This window comes from Carboxylicivirga fragile, from assembly GCF_050589805.1.
GTDB lineage: Bacteria > Bacteroidota > Bacteroidia > Bacteroidales > Marinilabiliaceae > Carboxylicivirga > Carboxylicivirga fragile.
The window spans coordinates 177,504-195,145 of the sequence record NZ_JBNGOY010000001.1; the positions used below are offsets into that span (position 1 = coordinate 177,504).

17 protein-coding genes are annotated in these 17,642 nt (G+C 36.7%); 7 read left to right on the forward strand and 10 right to left on the reverse strand.

Annotated elements, in window-relative coordinates:
- Positions 1 to 5: 5 nt before the first annotated feature.
- From ACRD7B_RS00800 to ACRD7B_RS00815, 4 genes are all read right to left on the reverse strand, one after another.
- Entirely contained in the window at positions 6 to 3,410 is a 3,405-nt protein-coding gene (locus tag ACRD7B_RS00800; RefSeq protein ID WP_430822533.1) for a SusC/RagA family TonB-linked outer membrane protein, read from the reverse strand.
- A gap of 171 nt (positions 3,411 to 3,581) precedes the next feature.
- Positions 3,582 to 4,739 (reverse strand): FecR family protein, encoded by a 1,158-nt coding sequence (locus tag ACRD7B_RS00805; protein WP_430822534.1) that lies wholly within the window; start codon positions 4,737 to 4,739, stop codon positions 3,582 to 3,584.
- 153 nt (positions 4,740 to 4,892) lie between these two features.
- Positions 4,893 to 5,438 (reverse strand): RNA polymerase sigma factor, encoded by a 546-nt coding sequence (locus ACRD7B_RS00810; protein WP_430822535.1) that lies wholly within the window; start codon positions 5,436 to 5,438, stop codon positions 4,893 to 4,895.
- A 106-nt stretch (positions 5,439 to 5,544) separates the two neighbouring features.
- A complete protein-coding gene (locus ACRD7B_RS00815) occupies positions 5,545 to 5,808 on the reverse strand; it encodes a hypothetical protein (protein WP_430822536.1) in 264 nt (87 codons plus the stop codon).
- 460 nt (positions 5,809 to 6,268) lie between these two features.
- Between ACRD7B_RS00815 and ACRD7B_RS00820 the strand changes: the two genes are divergently transcribed.
- The 5 genes from ACRD7B_RS00820 to ACRD7B_RS00840 all read left to right on the forward strand — a co-directional run bounded on the left by ACRD7B_RS00820 (position 6,269) and on the right by ACRD7B_RS00840 (position 10,759).
- Positions 6,269 to 6,706 carry a thioredoxin family protein gene (locus ACRD7B_RS00820; protein ID WP_430822537.1) on the forward strand — a complete coding sequence of 146 codons (438 nt, stop codon included), beginning with the start codon at positions 6,269 to 6,271 and terminating at the stop codon, positions 6,704 to 6,706.
- A 3-nt stretch (positions 6,707 to 6,709) separates the two neighbouring features.
- Positions 6,710 to 7,696 (forward strand): FAD:protein FMN transferase, encoded by a 987-nt coding sequence (locus ACRD7B_RS00825; RefSeq protein ID WP_430822538.1) that lies wholly within the window; start codon positions 6,710 to 6,712, stop codon positions 7,694 to 7,696.
- Entirely contained in the window at positions 7,689 to 7,901 is a 213-nt protein-coding gene (locus ACRD7B_RS00830; protein ID WP_430822539.1) for a DUF4266 domain-containing protein, read from the forward strand. Before ACRD7B_RS00825 ends, ACRD7B_RS00830 begins: the two co-directional genes overlap by 8 nt.
- 11 nt (positions 7,902 to 7,912) lie before the next feature.
- Entirely contained in the window at positions 7,913 to 9,205 is a 1,293-nt protein-coding gene (locus ACRD7B_RS00835; RefSeq protein WP_430822540.1) for a DUF3570 domain-containing protein, read from the forward strand.
- Between the two features lie 144 nt (positions 9,206 to 9,349).
- Entirely contained in the window at positions 9,350 to 10,759 is a 1,410-nt protein-coding gene (locus tag ACRD7B_RS00840; RefSeq protein ID WP_430822541.1) for a M64 family metallopeptidase, read from the forward strand.
- Positions 10,760 to 10,833: 74 nt separating this feature from the next.
- On the opposite strand, the gene ACRD7B_RS00845 is transcribed toward ACRD7B_RS00840, so the two are convergent.
- The 3 genes from ACRD7B_RS00845 to ACRD7B_RS00855 all read right to left on the reverse strand — a co-directional run bounded on the left by ACRD7B_RS00845 (position 10,834) and on the right by ACRD7B_RS00855 (position 13,090).
- Positions 10,834 to 11,187, reverse strand: coding sequence for a DoxX family protein (locus tag ACRD7B_RS00845; RefSeq protein WP_430822542.1), 354 nt, complete (start codon positions 11,185 to 11,187; stop codon positions 10,834 to 10,836).
- Positions 11,188 to 11,542: 355 nt separating this feature from the next.
- Positions 11,543 to 12,490, reverse strand: coding sequence for a helix-turn-helix transcriptional regulator (locus ACRD7B_RS00850; protein ID WP_430822543.1), 948 nt, complete (start codon positions 12,488 to 12,490; stop codon positions 11,543 to 11,545).
- Between the two features lie 144 nt (positions 12,491 to 12,634).
- A complete protein-coding gene (locus ACRD7B_RS00855; protein ID WP_430822544.1) occupies positions 12,635 to 13,090 on the reverse strand; it encodes a GyrI-like domain-containing protein in 456 nt (151 codons plus the stop codon).
- A 227-nt stretch (positions 13,091 to 13,317) separates the two neighbouring features.
- Here ACRD7B_RS00855 and ACRD7B_RS00860 point away from each other — a divergent pair, with 227 nt between their 5' ends.
- Both ACRD7B_RS00860 and bioB read left to right on the forward strand, forming a co-directional pair.
- Positions 13,318 to 13,611: a hypothetical protein gene (locus tag ACRD7B_RS00860; protein WP_430822545.1), complete on the forward strand. Its 294-nt coding sequence runs from the start codon at positions 13,318 to 13,320 to the stop codon at positions 13,609 to 13,611.
- A 24-nt stretch (positions 13,612 to 13,635) separates the two neighbouring features.
- Positions 13,636 to 14,625, forward strand: a complete 990-nt coding sequence (gene bioB / locus ACRD7B_RS00865) for a biotin synthase BioB (RefSeq protein WP_430822546.1) — start codon at positions 13,636 to 13,638, stop codon at positions 14,623 to 14,625.
- Positions 14,626 to 14,823: 198 nt separating this feature from the next.
- Here the strand turns inward: bioB and ACRD7B_RS00870 are convergent, their stop codons facing one another.
- The 3 genes from ACRD7B_RS00870 to ACRD7B_RS00880 all read right to left on the reverse strand — a co-directional run bounded on the left by ACRD7B_RS00870 (position 14,824) and on the right by ACRD7B_RS00880 (position 17,594).
- Complete coding sequence (locus ACRD7B_RS00870) at positions 14,824 to 15,330, reverse strand: hypothetical protein (RefSeq protein WP_430822547.1); 507 nt, start codon at positions 15,328 to 15,330, stop codon at positions 14,824 to 14,826.
- Between the two features lie 1,066 nt (positions 15,331 to 16,396).
- Positions 16,397 to 17,002: a DJ-1/PfpI family protein gene (locus ACRD7B_RS00875; RefSeq protein ID WP_430822548.1), complete on the reverse strand. Its 606-nt coding sequence runs from the start codon at positions 17,000 to 17,002 to the stop codon at positions 16,397 to 16,399.
- 367 nt (positions 17,003 to 17,369) lie between these two features.
- On the reverse strand, positions 17,370 to 17,594 hold the full coding sequence (locus tag ACRD7B_RS00880; RefSeq protein WP_430822549.1) for a hypothetical protein: 225 nt from the start codon (positions 17,592 to 17,594) through the stop codon (positions 17,370 to 17,372).
- Positions 17,595 to 17,642: the final 48 nt, after the last annotated feature.

Sequence of the window (17,642 nt, forward strand, 5' to 3'; positions counted from 1 at the left end):
AATATTTAGAAGGTTACATTTACGCCTAATGTCACAGATGTAACTGGTGGGATATCCGACCATGTAGTCTGATTATCTAGATTTAATTCCGGATCATAGCCCTTAAATTTCGTCCAGGTAAATAGGTTTTCACCCATACCGTAAAAGCGTACATTAGATAAACCGATGGATTCTGAAATACGTTTAGGTAAAGTATAACCGATAACTAGATTTTTCAACTTTAAATAGTCTGCGCGCTCCAAGAATCTACTTGATCGCCACCAAGCAAGAGTTGGATCACCAACATTGTACATTGGCACTTCTGATTGCTGTCCTGGAGTATTCCAAGAATTCATATTGTCAACATGCATATTCCAACCGGGCTGTGCTCCATCGTTACTTAACACTCCCATCATGTCGTTATAAGCATAAGAGCCTACGTTGAAATAAAATAACATCGAGAAATCAAAGTTTTTATAGGTTAAGTCATTAACCCATGAACCGTAGAAGGTAGGTTCGGCATCGGCTCCATCTAAATCATTTTTAGCATCAAATTCACTGGCTTTATTCCAATCGTTAGTAACGGTTGTTTTTCCATTCCAGTTACCATTTTCATCTTCAATTTTCTGATACCAAAGCGGACTACCAGTAGTAGGATCTACACCTGCCCATTTACGCATTCTGTAATTAAACATTGAACCTCCGGTATCATAATAGGCTTGCCCATTATAGTTGTTTCCGTACCATTCTTCAATGTTGTTTTTATTGCTTGTCAGAGTAACAGATGTCTCCCATGAGAAATCGCTTCTACCAATAACTTGCGCTCCCAACATAAGCTCGATACCTTTGTTAGATATCTTACCCACATTTTCCATACGAGAAGTAAGACCAGTAGTATATGGTAACTGTCTCCACATTAATAAACGATCACTGGTTCGGTTATATAATTCGACGGTTCCCCAAAAACGGTTTAACATTTTAAACTCAACAGCTATGTTGGAATTGATATTACCTTCCCAACCTAAATTAAGATTTTCAACCTGATCTAATTCTGCACCAGCAGTATTATTATATTTACCATCTAGAGTGTATGTTGACTGCCAGGCATAATTACCAATTGCGTCATTACCACTCACACCATAACTACCTCTTAATTTCAATGAATTAATCCAATCAACGCTTGACATGAATTGTTCTTCGCTCAAACGCCAAGTAGCACCCACAGACCAGAAATTACCATAACGATTGTTGGGCCCAAAGCGACTTGAACCATCACGTCTGAAACTACCACTTACATAGTACTTATCCAATAAGCCATATTCCAATTGACCTAAGGCTGAAACTCTGGCATTTTCGAATTGGCGGGATTTCATATCCTCTTTTATTTTACCATCATCTAAGTTCTGGGCAATTTGCCACATTGGAAATTCCAAAGCCGTAGCATTTAAATCACGACGAACCCATTCTTCAGCTTCATAAACAGCCATGGCTTTAATATCGTGATTACCAAACTTCTTTTCAAAGGTAGCTTGTAAGAAACCAAATAATGTACGTTGGTTATTGCTTTCTCTGACATTCCTACCGTCTTCCAAAACTCCAGAACCGTTAACAGGATTGTAAAAATAATTTTCGTTTTGGCGGAAAAATTTTGCCGATCCCTTTGCTGTTAGTGTTAACTCTTCAATAGGTTTAATTGTAAGGTAAGGAGAAATGAGAAGATTTGTATTATCCGTTTCTTCAACATAAGTTTCTCTTTCAGCCTTCAAATTGCTTTCACTAGATGATGATTTAGTATCCCAATGATATAATTTATTACCATTTTTATCCAATACAAAATCGCCATATTGAGTACCATCAACAACTTCTTCTCCAGTTATTCCATATCGCTTATAGACAGGTACCGTAGGAGCATTAATATACGCTCTAAACATGCTTCTAACCGGGGTATACTTTTGATAACGACCATTTGTATTAATACCTATTTCAACATATTTGTTGATAGAAGTATTCATATTAAGGTTATAATCAATACGGGTATAATCGTTACCAATCTGAATACCTTCTTGATTAAAGAAAGTTAAGGATCCGTATAAATTATAATCGTCACCACCTTTTCCGAAGCTTAGGTGTAAATCATCAATATTCGAGGTTCTATAGGCTTCATCCACCCAATCCGTTGAATACAATTGGTTTACACCAGATCGTAATTTTCCATTATCATCAAACGGTTGCATACTCTGAATACGTTTACCACCTTCCATTTCATAATAAGGATTGTAAAGCATAGTACTCAACAAATTATCATGAGCATATTGCTCCGGTGTGCCTGTAATATCGTTCGGGCCTGACATATACTTGGCCTTGTTTCTTAAACCTTCCCAAACTTTTGACGAATATTGATCAGCGTTCATCAAATCCTGATTGTCACTTGATTTCCACCCCATGGTTCGCTTGTAGCTGAGATTAATCTTTGCTTTTCCTTTACCTTTTTTTGTAGTAATTACAATAACTCCATTGGCTGCACGAGACCCATAAAGTGCAGCGGCAGCGGCATCCTTCAATACAGTAGAAGTTTCAATATCACTAATGGCTGGAATTGGCGCATTAGGTACTCCATCCACCACATACAAAGGTGCAGCTGAAGCATTTGCAGATCCAACACCTCGAATTCTAATTGCAGCTGAAGAACCAGCGGCTCCACTAAATGAAGATACCTGAACACCAGCAACTCGACCTTGAAGTGCTGTTGAGATGTCGGTAGATGTGGTATTAGCCAGTTGTTCTGAACCTACAACCTCGGCACTACCCGTAAAAGTTTCTTTCTTAGCAGTACCATAGGCTACAACCATTACTGTTTCAAGGTTCTGTACATCCTCGGTTAAAGTAACATTCAGTACGTCACGCCCATCGATAGCAATGGTTTGCATTTGAAAACCAATGAATGAAAAAACAAGCTTAGTTGCATCTGAGGGCACATTTAATTCATAGTTACCATTTACATCAGTAATGGTACCTGTTGTTGTTCCTTCGATGAAAACATTTACCCCTGGTAGCGGTAATCCACTGCTATCAGTAATTACACCTTTAATAACCTTTTCCTGCTGAGTAAGTTCTTCACTTGCTACTTTAACTATGTTTTTCGATGGTTTAATAACCACATAGTCATCTACCACTTTAAATTCCATATTGGCATCCTTACAAATGAATTGATACAAGTCTTGTAATTCATTTGTGCCAGCTGGTACTTCAATAGTAGCATTCATATCCATCTCATCGTTACTTAAGATGGTTATAATACCGGTTTGACGTTCTACCTCTTGAAATAAATTTTTGTAGGTAGTTTCTGAAGTTTTGATGTTTACTTTCTGAGCCAGGCTAGTTGCCGCTACTTGAAATAATACACCAAACAATAAGATGAAGCTTATTCTCATAACTAACATCATTTTTCGCGGCGGTTGTTTAAAAAAACAGGAACCACGGCTTTGTCGTAAATTTTCCATAAATTTGTAAATCTTGAGTTTATTAATTACCGGATAACTGTTGCGTGTTACTCCGGTCGAACTTAGTAGTCGGAGGATGCGGGAACATCCTCCGATTTTTTTTTAGTACATTCCTTTAACTAGTATCGTTTTTCCATTCATTTCCACTTCTACTTTTGTTGTTTCTTCAATCATGCGCATAAAGAATTTAAAATCAGTCGATCTGCGCACTCCACCTGTAAAACGTTTTGTTCTTACTTCTTTGTTGGCAAAGAAAAATTCCACATCGTACCAGCGCGATAGTTTATTGGCCATATCATCCAAGGTCATTTCTTCAAATCTGAAAATGCCGTCTTTCCAAGCAGTATATAACTCAACATCCACCTCGTTGACAAACATTTGATTAGACTTTTTATCCAAGCGTGCTTGCTGTCCGGGTTGAATAATGGTTTCCTTACCGTTTCGTATTACAGAAACACTACCTTCTACTAAGGTTGTTTCCTGAAGCATATCATCAGGGTAGCTCATTACGTTAAATTGAGTACCATACACCTTAACTTTGGAATATTCCGTTTTTACAATAAAGGGTTTCGTTTTATTCTGTTTTACATCAAATAATCCCTCTCCTATCAGGTCCACTTGACGTATATCTCCAGTAAAAGCAACTGGGAATCTTAATTCTGATTCTGAGTTCAACCATACCTTGGTACCATCGGAAAGCACCAGTTGATATTCACCACCACGTGGTACCTTTATGGTATTGAACTCAATCTTATCTAAACCAATATTGTTGTGATAACTTAATACATCCAAACTATCAGTTCCAATGATCTTTCCGGTAGAACTCTGAATCATTGTTTTATTATCACCATCCAAAACTAAATACTCTCCACTTCCCGTTTCAAGTATTGCCTTTGAGGCACCAGGTTGTACTGTCAAGTTAGCCAATTCTGTTGCTTGGTCATCTTTTGTATTAAAAATAAATAGTATTACAAATGCTATTACCGCTGCAGCGGCAACTGTAGCCGATGCATAAGCAAACCAAGGTTGAATACTAAGCTTTTTAGAACTGATAGTATTATTAATTCGATGCCAGGCAACATCCTTTTTTATCGATTTATATACACTAATCTCTTTTGTTTTGAGATATAAGGATTTGTAGTGCATATAATTCGCTTTGTTTTGCTCCGAATCATCTAACCAATTCTTAAGCTCCTGATGCTCTGTGTTGCTTAGAGTGCCATTCAGCTCTTTTATTATGTATTGCTCTAAATTTTCCATTATTATGCTTCTTCACAAGGCATAACTCAGGACCTCTTAAAAAGGGTGTCTCTATTTTAAACTTTTTTTAATGTTTTTTCACACAAGAATACTAATGCATTCGACTTAAGTATTTTAAGTACTAATATTTTTATAAGAAAAAGAAGAAAAGAGTCAACAAAGTAATAATATCACCAAATGCAGGTGTTCATCAAGAAGTCGATGAGCACGTTTTAATTGGGACTTGACTGTGTTTATTGATATATCTAATTCGTCTGCTGCTTCCTGATATTTGAGGCCTGAAAGCACAACTAAATTAAACACATCAGCGCATGCAGGTGGGAGTCTATCAATCGCCGCTTGAACCAATTCAATCTTGTTTTTAACCTCTTCATCATCGTCAACCTGAATATATAAATCCTTTTCCCAGGAGAAATCCAAGTCCTCTAAATGTTCCGGTTTATTTTTTCTGATATACGAAAGACAAGCGTTTTTTACAGCCGTAAAAAGGTAAGCTCTTAAATTTTCAAGCACCTTATAATCATCACGATCCCATATTTTAACAAAGAGATCCTGAACAATATCCTCAACAACATCGACCGAATGAATATATTTGGCTCCATAAATACACATTGGCCGATAATAACGGTCAAATAAGGTTTGAAAACCAACCTTTTTGTTCGTGGATAAACTATGTACAATATTCTGATCTGTTATCACCCTCTACGTACTTATGAAATCCAAATATATAACAAAACTTAAAAAACTCAGCCCTGATGCGAATATTCGACACAAATATTCGACTATTGTTCAAGCCGAATTATTACTATCCAGCGTTAATAGCAAGGTTTAAATTATTGAAAGAAACATCGATAATTCCAACTTGCTTTGAGATAAACAAGCTGGTTGATTTAACCTCCTTTTCATCCGACATAACCTGAAAGTTAAATCTACACTCTTGTAAGCCTGTTGCATCATCCAAGGTCATATGTTTAACACATATCTGTTTCCTTTCAAAATACAAGAGTATTTTGGCAACTAAGCCTAATCCTTCTTCTGCTAATACTTCAATTCTGAATTGGTTTTCCATTTGCTTAGGTTTTAATCTTATTATAAAATTGATTACTTATCCATAACTAAAAAGGCCTTTCTCATTGAATGAGAAAGGCCTTTTTTAAAACATTAGCAATTTTCTCATCCCGTATTCGGAATAATGATAATAATGCTAATAATGATATTTAATGTTGTCTTCATAATCTCCATAATAAAAAAAGCCTTCCCGTTTGTGTGGGAAGGCTTTGTTATATTTTTTTATCCAATTAGTTCCCTGTCGACATTAACTAATGTCAATAATAATAGAAATAATAATGGATACAATATTCTTCATTTTGTTCTTTTGTTGACACAAACGTAGGTATAAATATTGCTTTAAACAATAGAATGTAATTATTTCTGATCCCTTTGTTTTTTGAGTAAAAGAAGTGTTACTTTTATGAAAGTAGCCTAAAACAACAATACAAGCTAAGCTGTTGTATCTCTAAAACATTGATATGTATAAATTCTTAATAAGCCTACTGTTCTTATCAGGTACTTTTGCACTTGGTGCTCAGGAATGGCATCACCAGATTGACAAAGTGAAAGAGCTTGCAAAGCAGGAAAACAAACATATTTTACTTGTATTTCAGGGTTCCGATTGGTGCGCCCCATGCATGAAGCTGGAAAGGGATGTGTGGGAAAGCGAAGAATTCAAAATTTTTGCAACAGAAAATTTAGTATTACTAAAAGCGGATTTCCCGAGAAAGAAGAAAAATGCTTTGAGTAAGGAACAGATAACTCATAATGAGCAATTAGCTGAACAATACAATACGCAAGGTTATTTCCCCTTGGTACTTGTATTAAATGACGATGGCAAAGTGCTTGGTTCAACGGCTTATAAAAAACTAAGTACAGAAGACTACATTCAATTATTAACTTCCTTTATCCAATAAGTTTTGCGAAACATCCTGCTACTTCTTTTTATCTTTATTTGCTCCAACTCACTTTTTGCAAAAGAGACTTACAAACGTACGCTTTTATTGATGGGAAGTCGTTTTGATATAACCCTTATTGCTAATGATTCAGTGCAGGCATCAAAATATATTGATATTGCTATAAACGAAATTTCGCGCATTGAATCGTTGATATCTTCATGGGATTCCAATTCTGAGACCTCCCTCATCAATGAAAATGCCGGTATCAAACCTGTGCCTGTTTCAAAGGAACTTATGGATTTAATTGAACGATGTATCACACTTTCACGATTGACAGATGGAGCTTTTGATATAACGTTTGCATCGATGGATAAAATCTGGTATTTCGATGGAAGCATGACTCGTCTGCCATCTCAGAAGGACATAGACGCTGCCATTCAAAAAATTGCTTATCAGGACATGCTTATCAACAAGGAAAACAATACAATTTTCTTAAAGAAGAAAGGTATGAAAATTGGTTTTGGTGGCATAGGCAAAGGGTATGCGGCCGACATGGCCAAAAAGAAATTAATAGATGAAGGTGTAACAGCTGGTATTATTAATGCCTCAGGTGATTTATGTACTTGGGGCAAACAAAAAAATGGTCAAGATTGGAAGGTGGCTATTACCAATCCTTTAAACAAAGCAAAAGCCTTTGCCTTAATACCTGTTGTTAACGGCGCTGTGGTAACATCTGGCTCATATGAGAAATTTGTTCAGTTTAATGGCAAGCGTTATTCACATATTATTGATCCTCGTACAGGTTATCCTTCTCAAGGTATAATTAGTGTCACCGTATTTGCTCCCCAGGCCGAATTAGCTGATGCCCTGGCTACTTCAATATTTGTAATGGGCATTGAAGTAGGCATTAATAGAATTAATCAACTTAAAAAGGTGGAATGTATCATTATTGATGAACTAGGAAAAGTACATACTTCAGATAACATAGATATTTCAAGTTATGAGTAGAAAAATAATCTTTGCATTGGGTATACTGTTTTTATTGAGCTCTTGTGTTGCAGTAAAGGGTTACCAAAAAGTAAGGCTCAGTGATCCTGATATGGCCTTGAGTGATAAAAAAGCCGATCGCAACATATCAAATATTCACGCCTATCGCGAAGGTTCATCCGGAGCTAATGGAGGCAAAACAGGTGGCGGTTGTGGTTGTAACTAATAGAAAATATAATGCATAGATTCATTCTTATTTTAGGTCTTCTCCTACCCTTTTCTGTACTTGCGCAAGAGATGGCAACAGATACAACAAAGGCTTATAAAAAAAGGGTATTGGAATCAACTGAGATTGATCTACTGGGAAGTTACTATGCTCAGGATGGCAACAACGGTGCTGTTACTGGTGGAATTGGAACCGAAGAATTGGAAGATCTGACCGCAGCCATAATAATTGCAATTCCTCTGAATGATGATGATGTTCTTACCATCGACGCTGGCATCTCTGACTATACCTCTGCTTCAACTGCTAATATCGATCCCTTTGTTACAGGAAGCGGCGCCTCTCATGCCGATATTTGGACCAATATTGTAGGTACTTACAGTCATAGTTCTGATAATAGAAACACGGTATGGTCGGCTAACATGAGTGTTTCCAGCGAGTACGATTATTTTTCCTTTGGTTTTGGAGGTAGTTTTACAAAACTAATGCATGAGAAAAACACAGAATTGAGTGTACATACCAATATTTATCTTGATACCTGGACTCTTATATATCCTCGTGAATTAAGGCCTTTTGATGTTGGTGGCAAGGGTTTAGATGATGATTTCTTTAAAGAAAATACCATTACAGGCAACCCTGATTATGCGCCGGTATTTAATGGATTGAATGAGAGAAAGCGAAACTCTTATGCCTTTGGGCTTAATTTATCACAAATATTATCTCCCCGACTTCAGGCCTTACTATCAATAGATGTGATTCAACAGCAAGGCTTATTGTCAACACCATTTCACCGAGTGTATTTCAAGGATGTGGCTCCCTCCTACATCAACAACATACATTTGGCCAATGATGTGGAAAAACTTCCTGATAGTAGAACGAAATTAGCCATTGGTGCACGTTTAAATTATTATATAAATGAGGTATTTATTTTACGAACCTTTTATCGTTATTATACCGATGACTGGGGAATAGCATCGCACACAGCCAGTTTGGAAGCACCCATTAAAATAGCCAATCGATGGACGCTTTATCCTTCCTATCGTTATTATGTGCAAAGTGCTGCTGATTATTTTGCTCCATACAAGGGACATCACTCAAGTGCTCAATTTTACACCTCAGATTTTGATGTCTCAAAATACGATGCCAATCAGTTTGGATTTGGACTAAGCTATACCGACATGTTTACAGATTTTCGAATATCGCGCTTCGGATTAAAAAGCATCGACCTAAAATATGTGAATTATCAACGTAGCACAGGCCTAAAGGCTGGCATTATTACAGGTGGACTTAAGTTTGTAATGGAGTAATACCGATTGTAATTTCAAAGCTTCGAAAAAGCTCACTTTAAAGAATAAATGGTATAAAACTTTGAGTTCACATGACATACAGCATTATTCATTGCTTTTGAATTAATTATCTTGCATTCCTTATTTTCAACAAATATCCATATTATGAAAAAAGCATATTTATTTACACTCACCTTACTACTAACTTGTACCATAAGTTTTGGTCAATATGACCAATATTTCACAGATGCCACCATGCGTCTTGATTTTAATCATGTAGGCAATGCCGATGAGGAACATATTGCCTTTGATCAAATGGTAAATGATGGCATATGGGCAGGTAGCAAAACCATATTAATAGATGAACTGCGTTTGGGAAAGTATTTCTTCGAAGTGAAAGATATAAAAACAGAAGAAGTCATTTATTCAAGAGGTTTTTCAAGCATCTATGGCGAATGGGAAACCACACCCGATGCAAAGAAGAATTGGGGAAGTTTTCACGAATCATTGCGCTTTCCATGGCCTAAGAACAAAGTAAACGTAAGCCTTTATAAACGGAATATTACAAACGGATTTGATCTAATTTGGAATTATGAGGTAGATCCCAAACATCATCGTGCCTTTGTTGCACCAGTCGAAAATCACTATAATAGTTTTGATGTAGTTGTTAATGGTGCACCTGAAAAACAGGTTGACATTGTTGTATTAGGCGAAGGCTATGCCAAAGAAGACATGGCTAAGTTCAAAAAAGATGCACAGCGTTTTGCTGAAGTATTGTTATCAACGGAGCCATTTGCAACACATAAAAACAAATTCTCGATACGTGCCGTTGAAACCCCAGCCCCTCATTCCGGTGTTAATCACCCCCATCAGGATATTCATACACGTTCGGCATTATCGGTTACCTACGGAGCCTTCAACTCGGAGCGTTATGCCTTAGGTTACGATAACAAAACCATTCGTGATGCATCGGCTGCTGTTCCTTATGAGTTTACTGCCATTTTAATGAACGACTCCATTTATGGTGGAGGCGGTATTTATAATTTATACATCACTGCTGCAGTTGATAATGCTTTTCAGGAGTATTTATTCGTACATGAATTTGGACACCACTTTGCCGATTTAGCCGACGAATATTACACATCGGCTTCGGTTTATGAAATGGATGGAAAACATTTGGAACCATGGGAATTGAATGTTACGGCCAATGCCGATGCAGAAACGATTAAATGGAAAGATATTGTTACACCTGATACACCTATTCCAACACCTTGGGAAAAGGAAAAGTACGATGAACACAGCATAGCTACTCAGAAAAAACGAGTAGAAATGCGTAAAGCCAAAGTTGATGAGAAGGTAATGGAAGATTTCTTTATCAAGAAACGAAGCTGGGATGATGAATTACTAGCTAACATGAAATACAGTGGTAAAGTTGGTGCTTTTGAAGGTGCACAATATAAATCTAAGGGTCTATATCGCAGCGCAGCTAACTGCATCATGTTCACCCGACACGATCATTTTTGCCCGGCCTGTCAGCGAGCTATTACATTAATTATTGATCAGTATACAAAGTAAAACATTAGGGATCCGATCTTTATAACAGATTTGCTATTAAAGATCGGATCCCTAAATTTCAAATACTCTAATAGTTATTTAAGTTTCTTCCAGGTAAAATATGATATAGCTAATAACAATAGTGCTACCAGTGCAGGAAATTGCTCTCCATCATTAATCATATAATGGGCAAAGAAGGCCAGTATGAAGTCAAAGAAAAACCCAGCATAGGCCCATTCTTTTAGTGACTTTGACTTATTGGTCCAGATGGCAATCAAACCCAATAATTTTGCGATAGCTAGTGGATAAATAATATAAGTTGGGTATCCTAAAGTAGTAAATACCTTGCTCACTTCGGCATGATTAAAAAAGTACATACCTGTTGACATTAGCATGAATGCAGTTATTATTCCAGTACTTACTAAATAAGCGATATTAAATTTCTTCATCTTTAAAAGTTTATAATAAGTACAAATCAAGAGTTTGCTTTGTTCAAAAATCCATTTGTAATCAAGAAACAGGCACTTAGCCCTCGGTACTATATAATGCGAATCGTTGGTTAAAAACAATATGAACACAGAGTCGCAAAGGCACAGAGTTTATTTCGTATGCATCTTGGAATTGAATTACACGACTAGTAGTACTAATAATCGTCAAATAACAATTTTATATTGCAAAGAGTTTCCAGAGGAAAATAGTTACGGATTTAAAACATTAAAACAAAGTAAAAAATAAATATCTCTGTGCTTCAGTGTCTTTGTGTTTGTTTTTAAACCTTGGCTGACATAAATACTATTAATGTGCTTATTTATAATGTTGTTGAAGACGAGTTAGATCATTGCGAATTATTGTTTTTAATTCAACAGGCATAACTATTTGTACCTTATCAATCATGGATATGACCCATTTGGCAAACAATTCAAGGTTATTATTCGAGAAGGTCATTTCGTGCCAGGTATCTCCCTTGGTTTCCTTCACTAAACCAAACCAATATTTTGAAGCAGAAATAATTCCAACGATATCCTGATGTACTTTAAGTTTTATGGTATGTAAATTATTATCCTGACTCATCTGTTCAAAATACTCTTCCAAAGATAAATGTTGCTTCTCGTCGAATTGTTCGTTTAAAATACTTAAGCTATTAATTCGATCTAATCTGAAATCGCGGTAGTCGTTACGTAATCGGCAATAGGCAATTAAATGCCACTTTTTGTCATAATTGCAAAGACTAATGGGTTCAACTAAACGTTTACTTTGTTGCTTATTGTACTTGGCCGTGTAGTCAATTTCAAGTACCTGTTGATTGGCCAAAGCACTCTGAATATCCAGCAAGAATAGATTGTCGTTTTTTTGCCCCCAGGTATCAGTACTAAAAACACTTACTTTGGCATGCAAATTTTCAAGATGCTCCTGTTCGCTCTCTTTTAATACAGATTTCACCTTAAATAAAGCACCTTCAAAAGCCTTACTTACCTTCTGATCCGACAGTTTAGCCACCAATTTATCGGCCAATAAAAAAGCACTTGCTTCTTCGCGTGTAAACATAACGGGTGGTAAATGAAATTCGGAATTGAGAAAATAACCTATACCCGCTTCTGCTCCTATGGGTATACCTGCTTCCTCCAAAGCACGTATATCGCGATATACAGTGCGTAAGCTAATTTCAAACCTATCTGCTATTTCCTGAGCCTTAACAATCTTCTTACTTTGTAATTGAATAAGAATGGCACTTAAACGATCAATTCTATTCACCTATAATAGTTTATTGATTTTGGATTGATATTTACTCTAAACTACAGTATTTATGAATTATGTCCTAATGCCAATGAAGAATAGATTAGATAGGGAACGGTTCTTTATTCACCTATTGCAAACAGAGAACCGTTCCTTGAATAATTATGACGCCACTTCAATTTGAATCTCGGTCACACACTTACTCTGATCCTCAAAATCGCAATGGTGATACACCTCGCGATTGGTCCATTTTAGTTCATAACCTTCTTTGCTCATTTTACCAAGCAAGTCATCATACACTTGTGCAAATTCACTCCAGGCACCAGTAAAGGTATGGCTTACACAGTTATATTCTTCCAGCTCAACAAACTTCACAAACTCGGTATCAGTTCCTTTTTTAGCAACTGGCACACAAACATTCAACTGAAATTCTGTTTCCATTTTGCCATCACAGCCTATGTAGTTCCATATTTGTGGTCCAACAGGCTCCAGTCCTTGCTTCTGTAATTCATTATAAATTTGCTCAGGCACAACTCCTACTGCTTCACCAATTTTTTCTAATGTTGTTTTAAAACTGTGTGCTGCTACCAATGTCTTTTCAATAATTTTTGTTTCCATATCGATTAAGTTTAAATTAATTTTCAGCAAAGAAAAAGGTAGCAAGTGACAACAGTATGTCAGTAGTAAAACAGAAAAGCATTTTTTATTTCAATAGTTCAGCGAAAAAATAAAACACAGAGACACTGAGGTACAAAGTTCTTTTCTTAAATTATTAACAGCATTCAACTTCAATTATTATATCTACATTTGTAATTGTGATTGCTGTGAACGAAAATACCAGGACTATGCATTTCTGTTTTAAACAATGGAGCAGAAAAGGCTATGCCATTTTTAACTCACTTGGCCGTGTGGTTCATATTAGTGCCCTTTCAACAAGTGTTTCACAAAGTATTGGGCAGCTGGTAGTCATTATTGATTCTATTATTCATCAAATACTGGAAGATGAGGAAGACGATGACATCATGCTTTCAAAGGAAGATTTATTAGTATTACAACCTGTAACTATTGACATAGTAGAATACTTACCTGAATTAATTAAAACGACATACAAACTGCCGTTATTGAGGATTATGCCTTGATAGCGGTTTTTTTTTAGAAAAATTATGGTGGATATATTATTAGATAAAGTTTTAAGCGGGGGACAAATAGGTGAGACAGAAGCCCTGCAGTTACTTAAAACAGAAGACAAGGAAAAACTTTACGAAGCCGCCAATACAATTCGTAAGCATTTCAAAGGAAACGAAATGGAAATGTGCTCCATACTGAATGCCAAGTCGGGAAAATGCACCCAGGATTGTAAATGGTGTTCGCAATCGATGTTTCACAATACCGATGTGGAAGAGTATGAATTAGTCGATTTAAAATTAGCGGAAAAGCAAGCTAGAGAGAATGCCGATCAGGGCGTGTATCGTTTTTCCTTAGTCACCAGTGGGCGCTCCATCTCCAACAGAAACCTAGACGAACTATGTGGTGTGTATAGGAACATTCAGAAAAATACAGACATTCACCTTTGCGCCTCAATGGGATTGCTTAATCGTTCGCAACTCGAAAAGTTAAAAGCATCGGGTGTTGAACACTACCATTGTAATATAGAAACAGCTCCTTCCTACTTTAAATCGGTGGTTACCTCACATACTATTGAGGAAAAATACCGAACCATACGCTTTGCCCAAGAATTGGGTATGGGTGTATGCTCAGGTGGTATCATTGGTATGGGCGAAACAATGAAACAACGCATTGAAATGGCCTTGACCTTACGAGATTTGAAAGTGGTATCGATACCAATCAACATATTAATGCCGGTTGAAGGTACTGGTATGTCAAATTATTCTCCATTAAGCGATGAAGAAGTATTAACGACTTTTGCCCTATTCCGTTTCATTAATCCCATGGCTAATATTCGTTTGGCAGGAGGTCGAAATTTGATTTCGCACATTCAGGATAAAGCGCTTAAATCGGGTGTAAGTGCTGCATTAGTTGGCGATTATTTAACCACCATTGGCACCAATATCCAACAAGACAAAGCCATCTTCGATAAGGCTGGTTTTTCATTGCTTAAGGATGAAAAGTGTTCTGCGGCTTCTCAACAATGACCTTTTTGACTTTCGCCTTAGTATCTAATGATACCAATTGTAAACTTTAAGCAAGATATTAAGCTCAAAAAAGGCTAGCTAATGAATGTAGTCGGCCTTTTTTTAACACGCTTCATCATCAACATTTTATGTACTAACTGATATTAACAAAAATATATTGATTTGGTAATACAACAAGCTGCCAATAACAAGTTTAAACTAATCATCACTTTTACTCAAGCGTAATGATAGATCGTTAGCTCTCAACTCCACCAAAGTTGATGTAAAACGCTTTACTTTCCATCGGTGATTAAAAAGCAATAGCTCCTTTGTACCAAAGGCAAGTGAGAGAAAAAGCTCATCATCATCCTTATCCGAACCAAAATGCACCTCATCAGATTCGTCATCTGCTTCCCAATTACCACTTTTAAGTTCTACCTTGTCGTATACTAAGCTATAGGCTCCTTCACCTTCTACCACATTGTCTGATAATTGACTCTCATGATTGGCCTGTACCTTCCCAAGTTCCGAAAATGTTAACTTTATCTGCGGATGCTCAAGTTCACGTTTGCTTAGCGAATGCTGAAATGCAACTTGCCACGATCCTTTTGCCAAAGCTTCATTTAGCAATTCCTTGTCTGTTATTTTGTCTGAATCTGATGAGCAGGCACCCAAACAGCTCAAACATAAAATAACTACCAATGTTCTTATTCCTTTCCTTTTCATAGCACGAAGTTTTACTTAAATATACTACCCGTACTTTGCCTTAATATTAAGCCTACATTAGCCGTGTATTAAGCATTGCATATACCTATTAAATAACATTCTACTATGATTTTATTAGTTCCGAAGCCAATATCACCAAGGCATCGGAGCATTTTAGTATTTCAAGCTACTTTCTTACCCCTATCGAACCCCTTGATTTTACTTTCCCGCGGAAGTTTTGACCAGCTCTCGCGGGATTTTTTTATTCCCTCGGATAAAATATGAACATTCTCGTGCAAGGTGTGATATCCCTCGTGCTTTTTTTTTGAATTCTCGTGCACTATTGGGCTGTTCTCTTATGATTTTATTTGCTTCTCGTACAATTTTGAGGGGTATTCGTGTAAAATATGGAAGTTCTCGTGGGTTTGGATATGAAAGTGTAATTCGTGCTTTTAATAAGAAGGCTCTGATTACAAATCTGCGCCGGCCTTTGAAGATTAATTTATAAGTGAAAAGCCTTACAATTCTGATAATACAGAATGACAAGGCTTATATTTTTATACAGGCTGGAGGCCTTGTTAAAGGTGACGTAGCCAGAGGCATACGCCGAACGATTTACATTATTTAGTGGCTACGCTTAACGGCGGACATTTCAGGTCGAATTAAGAGTTATTCTTCATAAGGGTAAAACACTTAAAAAAGGAAGGTTACTCCAAGATTTAGTCCCGGCATAGGGTGTTCTCACAAAGATTCTGACCAAACGTCAGGCTCTTTTTTTGCCCAAGCAACTTGGGGTATTAGGTCTACATACCTAGGGCTTATAAGCCCAAACACCATGGAAGCATAAGTACAATTAATCTGGATAGTATAGCCCAAAGTTTTTGGGTTGTGCTACTCAAGACAATTGGGTGTAAAAAAAGCCCCACTCCGAATAATGAGGCCTGATATTGCTGTTTGAATTTTCTACTTGTGCTTTTATAGTAGAGGCACTGATTACACATCAGCACCTGCATGGGCAATACCCCAAGCGCTTATAAACAATGACAATCCAGGCTGTAGGTCTGAAAAATTTATTAGCCCGAGTTAATTAGTTTGCCTTTACCATATCGATAAAAGCCAGAGTTATTTCAGTAGTTTGGTCTTTCCCTCTTTTTTTATATTCTGCCCATGGGCATCCTCCTGAAGTTATTATGTTTCCATCTTTTACTAGTCCATTTCCTGCATAAACACTCCCCGCAAAAGCACTTTTTGCGCTTTGGTCAGAATACAAAGCGTATTTTTTGCCTCTGAGTGCACCGGCTTCAGCAAGTAAATATACCGAAGCAACTTGAGCTGCAATTGGTTTATTGCTTTCAACAGCGATTTTTACAAAAGAAACAATCTCCTCTGTTGTATTATCTACTATCATACATGGAATTATAAATCCATCGTATTCATCAATCTTTACACTACTTAGCTTGAGATCGGGAGTCAGTGAAACAGCACCTTCATGAAGTCTGTCTCCTGAGACTGTTGCAGTATGTACTTCAAAACCTGATTCCTTAAGCATCTTACTCATCTTAAGTGCTTCATTTTCCAACATAAATTCTAGCTGTGAAGACTCTTCTTTTATTAAAATGAGCACCTTTTTGGTAGTTTGAGACAGAGAAATTGAGCTAGTTAAGAGTGTAATAAGTATCAATACAATTTTCATGATAAGTGTTTTAAATGAGAAACAATGGCAAAGATCAGTAACATAACCAATTATGTCATACATTGTTCACAATAAACTTAACTCTTATCAGGGTAGTTCGACTAAGTTGCAAACTTTGCCGAACGGAGAGCGACTCAGCAAACATAAAGGTAAACGAACATATCTTCAAATCAATTCATCTTTAATCACTAATCCATAATCAATCTTTGCTAATTCCATTCCCAAAAACTTATGCTTATCAACTAACCACTACGGACTACTGACTAACATCTCTTGACTTTAAAAAGCCCCATTCCGAAGAATGAGGCCAATCTAAAAAACTCCCCTGATATACAAGCCCATCACTTAGACATGTATCTTTTCATGCTCATCCTGCTATTTGCATCCTATTTTCATGGGATTGGCAAGTTTTACAAACCTGAATATTCCAATGAGGAAAATGCCACTGGGCATATTTGTATGCACCTTCAGATGATGTAAAATCACCTAACAAAAGTTCTTTCTCAATACTCGTTAATTGATCACAACCCAGAACGTGTATGCTACGTTCGCCTAATATGTCCTTTTTTAATTCTAAATAATAGCTCGCCATATTAATTAGTATGAAAGCCCTTGCTGAAGCAAGGGCTTAATAAATAGT

Excerpts from the sequence above, each read along its gene's own strand:
- ACRD7B_RS00805 (WP_430822534.1), bottom strand. The coding sequence starts at position 4,739 with ATGGAAAATTTAGAGCAATACATAATAAAAGAGCTGAATGGCACTCTA.
- ACRD7B_RS00835 (WP_430822540.1), top strand. The coding sequence starts at position 7,913 with ATGCATAGATTCATTCTTATTTTAGGTCTTCTCCTACCCTTTTCTGTA.
- ACRD7B_RS00830 (WP_430822539.1), top strand. The coding sequence starts at position 7,689 with ATGAGTAGAAAAATAATCTTTGCATTGGGTATACTGTTTTTATTGAGC.
- ACRD7B_RS00815 (WP_430822536.1), bottom strand. The coding sequence starts at position 5,808 with ATGGAAAACCAATTCAGAATTGAAGTATTAGCAGAAGAAGGATTAGGC.
- ACRD7B_RS00855 (WP_430822544.1), bottom strand. The coding sequence starts at position 13,090 with ATGGAAACAAAAATTATTGAAAAGACATTGGTAGCAGCACACAGTTTT.
- ACRD7B_RS00840 (WP_430822541.1), top strand. The coding sequence starts at position 9,350 with ATGAAAAAAGCATATTTATTTACACTCACCTTACTACTAACTTGTACC.
- ACRD7B_RS00880 (WP_430822549.1), bottom strand. The coding sequence starts at position 17,594 with ATGGCGAGCTATTATTTAGAATTAAAAAAGGACATATTAGGCGAACGT.
- ACRD7B_RS00860 (WP_430822545.1), top strand. The coding sequence starts at position 13,318 with ATGCATTTCTGTTTTAAACAATGGAGCAGAAAAGGCTATGCCATTTTT.
- ACRD7B_RS00875 (WP_430822548.1), bottom strand. The coding sequence starts at position 17,002 with ATGAAAATTGTATTGATACTTATTACACTCTTAACTAGCTCAATTTCT.
- ACRD7B_RS00845 (WP_430822542.1), bottom strand. The coding sequence starts at position 11,187 with ATGAAGAAATTTAATATCGCTTATTTAGTAAGTACTGGAATAATAACT.
- ACRD7B_RS00870 (WP_430822547.1), bottom strand. The coding sequence starts at position 15,330 with ATGAAAAGGAAAGGAATAAGAACATTGGTAGTTATTTTATGTTTGAGC.
- ACRD7B_RS00800 (WP_430822533.1), bottom strand. The coding sequence starts at position 3,410 with ATGAGAATAAGCTTCATCTTATTGTTTGGTGTATTATTTCAAGTAGCG.
- bioB (WP_430822546.1), top strand. The coding sequence starts at position 13,636 with ATGGTGGATATATTATTAGATAAAGTTTTAAGCGGGGGACAAATAGGT.
- ACRD7B_RS00820 (WP_430822537.1), top strand. The coding sequence starts at position 6,269 with ATGTATAAATTCTTAATAAGCCTACTGTTCTTATCAGGTACTTTTGCA.